This window comes from Pedobacter sp. (genome assembly GCF_035317785.1).
Lineage (GTDB): Bacteria > Bacteroidota > Bacteroidia > Sphingobacteriales > Sphingobacteriaceae > Pedobacter.
In genome coordinates this window covers 1-6,538 of the sequence record NZ_DATHGC010000243.1, presented here as the reverse complement: position 1 = coordinate 6,538, position 6,538 = coordinate 1, and the positions used below count along the sequence as shown (strand labels likewise).

Genomic DNA, 6,538 nt, shown 5'->3' with positions numbered 1-6,538 from the left:
CATTGCCTCCGCCACCTGCCACGCCCTCAGATGCCCGGCCGGTGTAACCGGTAATCACCTTATTCCAGGATTGCCTGGCTTTTTCATGATCACCAAGTGCGGCGTAAGCTAAACCTGTATAGTAATTTAACTGGGCGACATGCTGATCATAACGTTGTTCCGCGCGTAAGTTTGCGGGCGGGGTAAGTGCTGTTTCGAAGTCTGTAATTGCGTCCTGATATTTCTTAGCGGCAAAAAACTGAAGTCCCCGTACAAGGTTTGCATCAGCCCAGGCCTGGCCTGCATTAAATGGCGTACCGCCTTCCCAAATACTAAAGATGCGGTTCTTCAACATATTCATTGCTTCATCCGCCTTGCCGGAAAATATCTTCAACGTAATCAGGCTTCCAAGTGCTTCATCATTTTTTATGACCAGTGCTTGATTTTTTTCCAAAAGGGCGAGCCGTTTTTGCACCGGCTCTCCTGCCGCCTGATAAAATCTATCGAGCTCGGCAAAGTGCCTTGGGTATGGCGTACCAATAGCGACCGCTTTTTCCAAACTGGCAATTGCCTTTTTTTGCGAATCTCCGTCCTGCTGACGGGCATACGCCACCGACAGATTTCTCCAGGTTATCGGAAAATCAGGATCGTTTGCCGCAGACTTTTCCCATAAAGCTACAGCCACTTCCGGCTGCCAGTCGTACAGCAAGTTGCCAAGATAATACTGCGCCCGGGCATCTTTAGGATTTACTTCGATCGCCCGGCCCAACACCGCAATGACTTCCGATTGGAAAGGGAAAACATATTCCGGCGATTGCAGCATTGCCTGTTTCCGGTAGGCCAGGGCATCAGCGGTTTTGCCAAGCTTTTCGGCAAAATGCCCCAGGTAATAATATACCAGGGGTGAAACGCCGGACTTATTTGATGCACCAGCAATTACCTGTAGCAGAACGGCGCTGCCATCGTTCCAAAGTCCTGCATTATAATATTCTGCTGCCGTTTCCTGAGCAGTTGCAGGATTATCGTTCAAGGTTGACCCAAGTAACTGTGAAGCTGAAAGGTCTTTAGTTGCCAGCCATTGTTCAGCCACCAGGCGTGCATCGAGCGGATCTGTTTTTTCTCTGGCGAACGTAATTAGCTTTACAGCTTCAATACTACGGCCCAGGTGGCGCAACAGGGCCACTTTGAGTCCGTACCCCCGAACGTTCAACGCATTGGCATCTAAAGATTGACCAACAAATTTCAACGCCTCAGTATAATCGCCTTTGGCCGATGCGATCTCCGCCAAAGAAAAATAGGCCGGTGATTTCCATTCCTGGCTCCAGGCAGCTTTATAGAAAGCGGTAAATGCTTCGTTTAACCGGCCCTGTGCTTTTAGCGCAACTCCGAGATAATAAAATGGCTCGCCATTTTTGGGAGAGGTGTACTGAGCGGTAAGGCGTTCATTTGCCTTCCTGAAATATTTCTCAGCTGCTGCAAACTTTGCCGCTTTCAAATTTAGTAAACCCATACCGGTATTCGCGGCTATACTACCAGAATCCCGGCGCAACGCTTCTTCCCAATAAGGATCAGCATCCAGCGTGGGATTATGAAACTGGTTGATGCGCTGGCCTGCAAGGAACAACTCTTCATCGTTCCTAATACTCGCTGGTGCGGCAGCACTGGCTGTTCCTACCGGCCTTGGGGTTTGCTGTAACCGAACGGGAGAGTAAGCCACAAGTTCGCGTCCGCCCGCGACTATCGAAGCACGAAGATCATGTTCATTTAAGCCAGCAGGTATGGCTACTTGTTTAGAGTACGGCTTACCGGGATTGATCATAATATTCTCCTGGCTAAGTATTTTATCCCCCGCTTTGATACTCACTGTTGCATTTGGATATGATTTAGTAGTATAAAAACCGAATAGTGCTCTTCCATCTTTTACATCAATGTTAACCGCAGCATCCAGATTTGCGTTCTTTACTCCATCAATTCCCCTGAAAGGATACCATGACATTGTAAACGATCGCTCTTCGAACGGTTGCATCCAGGAATAATCGGGCTGATTGTCTGAATAAGCACCAACCATGATTTCAAGGTATGGGCCATCATCGTCGGTTAAAATCTTATCCCACATATTGCCAACACCCCAGGTGAAGAATTTTTTGCCTGGAATGATATGCCGGTCGGCAATGGTCATTGTGCCGGCGTTCCTACCGTGATCATACCCGGCCACAAAATCATCTTTATCGTTGACGGCGAACCATGAGGCTGAGCTTTTATTATTTTTATACCAGCTCATGTCAACACCGTTCGGCGATGGCCACGATGAATAACTCTTTTTGCTATGCCCGGTGGACCATTGCGTAGAGGGGGGAAAGATCACCTGGTAATTTTCATTAGTGCTCACAGCTACGTTGGCAAAACATAACATCGAGGTCGGCAATGGCGTGCGATTAATAATTCTTACCGAGCATTCAAGCACAGAACTGCCGGGGCGAAGCGTGTAGCCAACAGACGAGCGCATCCGGTCGCGTACCTCAAGCTCACCCACCCAGATCGTTTTGCTTCCATCGGCATGCGACTCTTTTTTCCATTGCACGGGAGAAAAGGTAGTTGCCCGGTGATGATGTGGAATGTTCCATTCTATACCTCCCGAAATCCATGACCCCAAGAGGCCAATAAGTGCAGGTTTAATCACATGTTGCTTGTATACGAAGTCGTAATTGTTGGTCTTGTCCAGGGCTGAAAAGATTCTTCCGCCCATTTCGGGCATTATCCCCACTTTCAAAAACTCATTTTCAATGTATACCAGGTGATAGGTTTTCTCTCCCTTTTTGTTGGTGAGATTATCATACAAGGGATAAGGATAAATTCTTCCTTCGGCACCCTGCGATTGTTTGCCGAAAAAAAACATGGGGTTTGGTTCGGGCGGACCAGCCAGGTAGGTCGGGATCATTTCATCTACTTCGCGTATAGAAACGGTTGATTGTGCCACCACTCCTACCGATACCATCAGGAAACAGCCTGACAATAAGGTTTTGGCGAGCTTAGTTTTGCGCATTTTCATGTTGATCATTCGTTTAATCGGCACCAGAAGATTTCTCAAACGCCTCGGTTACCAGTTTTTTGTAATGACAAACTATCAGGGTTAATATACTCACCAACTTGATGTATATACACCCTGATGATCTGTTTTGCAAGTATATTAGGATATTTCCGAAAGCCGATTTATACGATTTCTCTTTACTGCCATCCATGCATACCGATCTTGAAGTGGATCACATCAAGTTGAAAATATCTAAGCTGTTGTTGAGCGCTATGCAATAACAGAAAAAGCTGATCAACAGTTTTTTTTACATCTGTCCATATATTCCAGGATTATTTAATGCTTTTACGAAAAACAATACCCTCTACATGGTCCCCAACGTACATGTTGCTCATATCTGAGGTTTTAAACCAGGCAGGTTTATTGGGCATATCATCGGTGATCAACATTCCATTTATCTTAAAATTTTCAAAAACAAGATTTTTCACCTTCCGTTGGTCATCATAACCAGCGATGATTGAAGGCTTTGCATTTTTTCCATTATAGCTGATATTCTTAAACAGCACATTCTCTACCCCACGACCCGGAGAAGTGCAATACTTTGCATTATAAAATACACGGATATTGAGCAATTGGCCATATCGAAAATCTTCTACCCTTATATCTTCAAACCGGACATTCCTGATCAGATTACTATCCCCGGCATTAAGACTCATGCAGCCCTGGTAATCAACCTGTTGTTCCTTATGGTCAAGGATATCAATATTAATATAGCTCAGGTCCTCCAACATCTCAGGATTGGGTGTACTTCCATGTGTGCCCACCAGAATCGGATGGGCAACATCTGCCCAAAGTGTTGAATTTTGCATAGTTACATTTTTACAGCCTCCCACAAAACCTGAACGTGTGCCGTATACCGTTGTACAATCATCTGAGTTGCGGTTAAATACCCCATCTATCAGCACATTTTTACTGGAAATAACGTTCATGCCGTCTCCCCATTTATAATAGCTCATACACTTCACATTACGGATGGTCACGTTTTCCGAACCTCCCGTCATACACTGTGTTACAAAGAGTCCGTTTACTTCTACATTTTTTGACCTGGCGATACGGATGGCTCCCTTAATGGAATGATCGATCATGCCTCTTCCTAAAATCTTGACATTTTCAGCATTTTCAACTAGAATTTGTCCCATAAGGATAGCCCCACCCGCAACGTAAACTGTTTTCCCCGAAGGGACTTTTAATCTCTTGCCGGGTAATTCATGAATGCCGGGGCCATAATAGATCACGTTGCTATCAGCTTTATCAGGAACGTATGTTTCGACGGGATTGGCAAAAAGATGTAGGTTATGAAAAATATCGCCATTTACTTCAACGGAAATATTGGCGGGTTTATTCAACTTAAAGGTGATGGTCCTGCCTGCTACTTTATGCTGAATGTTATAGGAAAGTGGCCGTATCTGGGACATGTTTATTGGTCCTTTATTAAAAGTAACAGCAACCTCTACCTCTCCTGAAAAATCGAAATAGCTCATCGAGGCATTTTCTTCCTGATGATCAATTCCCTTTATCTGGTCGACCTTAACCAGATACTCCGGAAGATCCCGCCAGGGTTGCCCCGATATACGCACTTTAACGCTGAAGTCGGTGTTTTGTACGGCAGCTGCAGGGGCCGGATAAGCTCTCAATACGTCATTTGCACTTGCATGAGATGCTGTGAACACTGTCGTAGAAAGCATTAAGCAAAGTACGCAAAAATGCTGATTTAAAAGGCTTAGATTTTTCATGTTATTAATGACTGTCTTCGGCACACTGCCAATTCCTATATTATTAGTTATTAAATATCTCAGACAATATCAGGACACAAAAAAATATATCAGATACTCTATCAATTAGCAGAAATCATACGACCATACCCCCTTCTGTCCCAATACTCTATTCCTTACGGCTATTTTTCGATCCCGAACCAGTTGATACTTGCTTAGCCTTTCGTTCGTGTCAAGGAACTGAGAAACCGCATTTTAGCCTTACTTCATTTACCTGGTATCAAATTCGAAATCTATTGGGTCATAGCGTTACTACTGATCATATTTCCTTTCATTAAAACACCTTTGATGCCGGAAGGGTTTATTCCCCTTTTACCATTATACCAAGCGCGGTTATTTTGAAGACTACCACCCGAAGAGGCGACCGTGTGCACATCAAAACCGATCCCGTCCCCATCATTTCCCTCTATAAGGTTGCCATCGGCCACTACCTCACGGCTATCGGCTACATACAAGCCGTTGAGCCGGTTACGCGCAAATTCGTTCCCAGTTAAAGTTATCTTGCTTGACTCGGTAACCGATACCCCGTTTCCCCAGGGCGAAGTATCCATCCTGCTGCCAGTAATGCTGGCTTCCCTGACATGAGCTATCAACAGGTTGTGGTGTATGCCATTTCCTGGCACCACGCTCGAGCCGTTATCACTGAAGTCGCACCGGCTGATCGTCACCCCTGTTGCACCTGTAATAGCAACGCCGTTCTTAGTGCAATTCCTGACCGTTATCCTTTCCATTCGAATATTCTTCATCTGTCCCTCATAAAGTCCCATGAAAACTATTCCCGCCCGCGGCTGGGCCATCTGGTACGAGCGTTGCCTGCGGTCCTGATTTGGATCAGAAGACGGCTGCGGAGTCATGGCTCCTTCGATCACCAGGTCGCGGATCGTAACATCACTCATCTCCGGACACTGGTTGATAATTGCAGTACCCGTTTTATCTGGATTGATCTTAGGATCCACAAAAAGTACCGTTTCCTTACCCTGCCCGGCAAGCGTGATACCACTTGTAATCTTTAAAGATGTTTGTAACGTATAAACTCCTTTTTCTAAAAGCACTGATCCCCCTGAGGCAGCGCAGGAATCAAGCGCCGCCTGGATGGAGCCTTCCGGCCCTACCCTGAAGACCTTCCCCGGCACAGCAGGAACAGTACCAGTCAGTACATTTGCACCGGCCCGCTCAGCGATCTTCACCGGTACCAGAGGTGTGTTCCCGGCAAGATTCACAGCACCCGGTAAAGGAGCCCTTACGGAAGTTAAAAGAGAAAGCCCTGCCCTGTTCCTGTTCGTATCGGCAGCGAGTTTCGTGTAGGGCATTTCCAGGCCTTTCACATCATGATAATGACGGTATACCGACTCATAAATATCATTGAATCCCTTGCGGCCCTTGCTTGAAATCTCCCCGTAAGCATCAACATCTTTACCCAGCATGTACCTGCTGGTGTATTCAAAGCCAAGGGCCAGCCTGTTCTGCGCGGCACCATAAAGGTCTACGCCCTGCGTCCATGCAATCTGGCAGGTTTGGGCCAACTCGCCCAGTCCTAACTGTGTGTGCGACTGGTCACGGGTACTTTCCTGGCACTGCCCATTGGGATAAACATATTTGGTAATTCCAGAGTTTCCTTCACCGAACAGGTAATGATCAATCACCTTGTCGAACATCACATGGTCATCGCAAAAAATGGCAATACCCAGCATTGTGTCCA

General features: G+C 46.2%; 3 protein-coding genes. All 3 read right to left on the bottom strand.

Annotated features, from left to right (window positions below; genetic code table 11):
- Positions 1–3,028 (bottom strand): tetratricopeptide repeat protein (locus VK541_RS14920; RefSeq protein WP_324371117.1); only part of this gene is annotated, 3,028 nt, incomplete at its 3' end.
- 311 nt (positions 3,029–3,339) lie between these two features.
- Positions 3,340–4,752 carry a glycosyl hydrolase family 28 protein gene (locus VK541_RS14915; RefSeq protein WP_324371116.1) on the bottom strand — a complete coding sequence of 471 codons (1,413 nt, stop codon included), beginning with the start codon at positions 4,750–4,752 and terminating at the stop codon, positions 3,340–3,342.
- Between the two features lie 320 nt (positions 4,753–5,072).
- Positions 5,073–6,538, bottom strand: a 1,466-nt coding sequence (locus VK541_RS14910; protein ID WP_324371115.1) for a right-handed parallel beta-helix repeat-containing protein, incomplete at its 5' end; no start/stop codon positions are given.

Bases quoted from the DNA above. Each gene is read 5' to 3' on its own strand.
- VK541_RS14915 (WP_324371116.1), bottom strand. From the start codon at position 4,752: ATGCTTTCTACGACAGTGTTCACAGCATCTCATGCAAGTGCAAATGAC.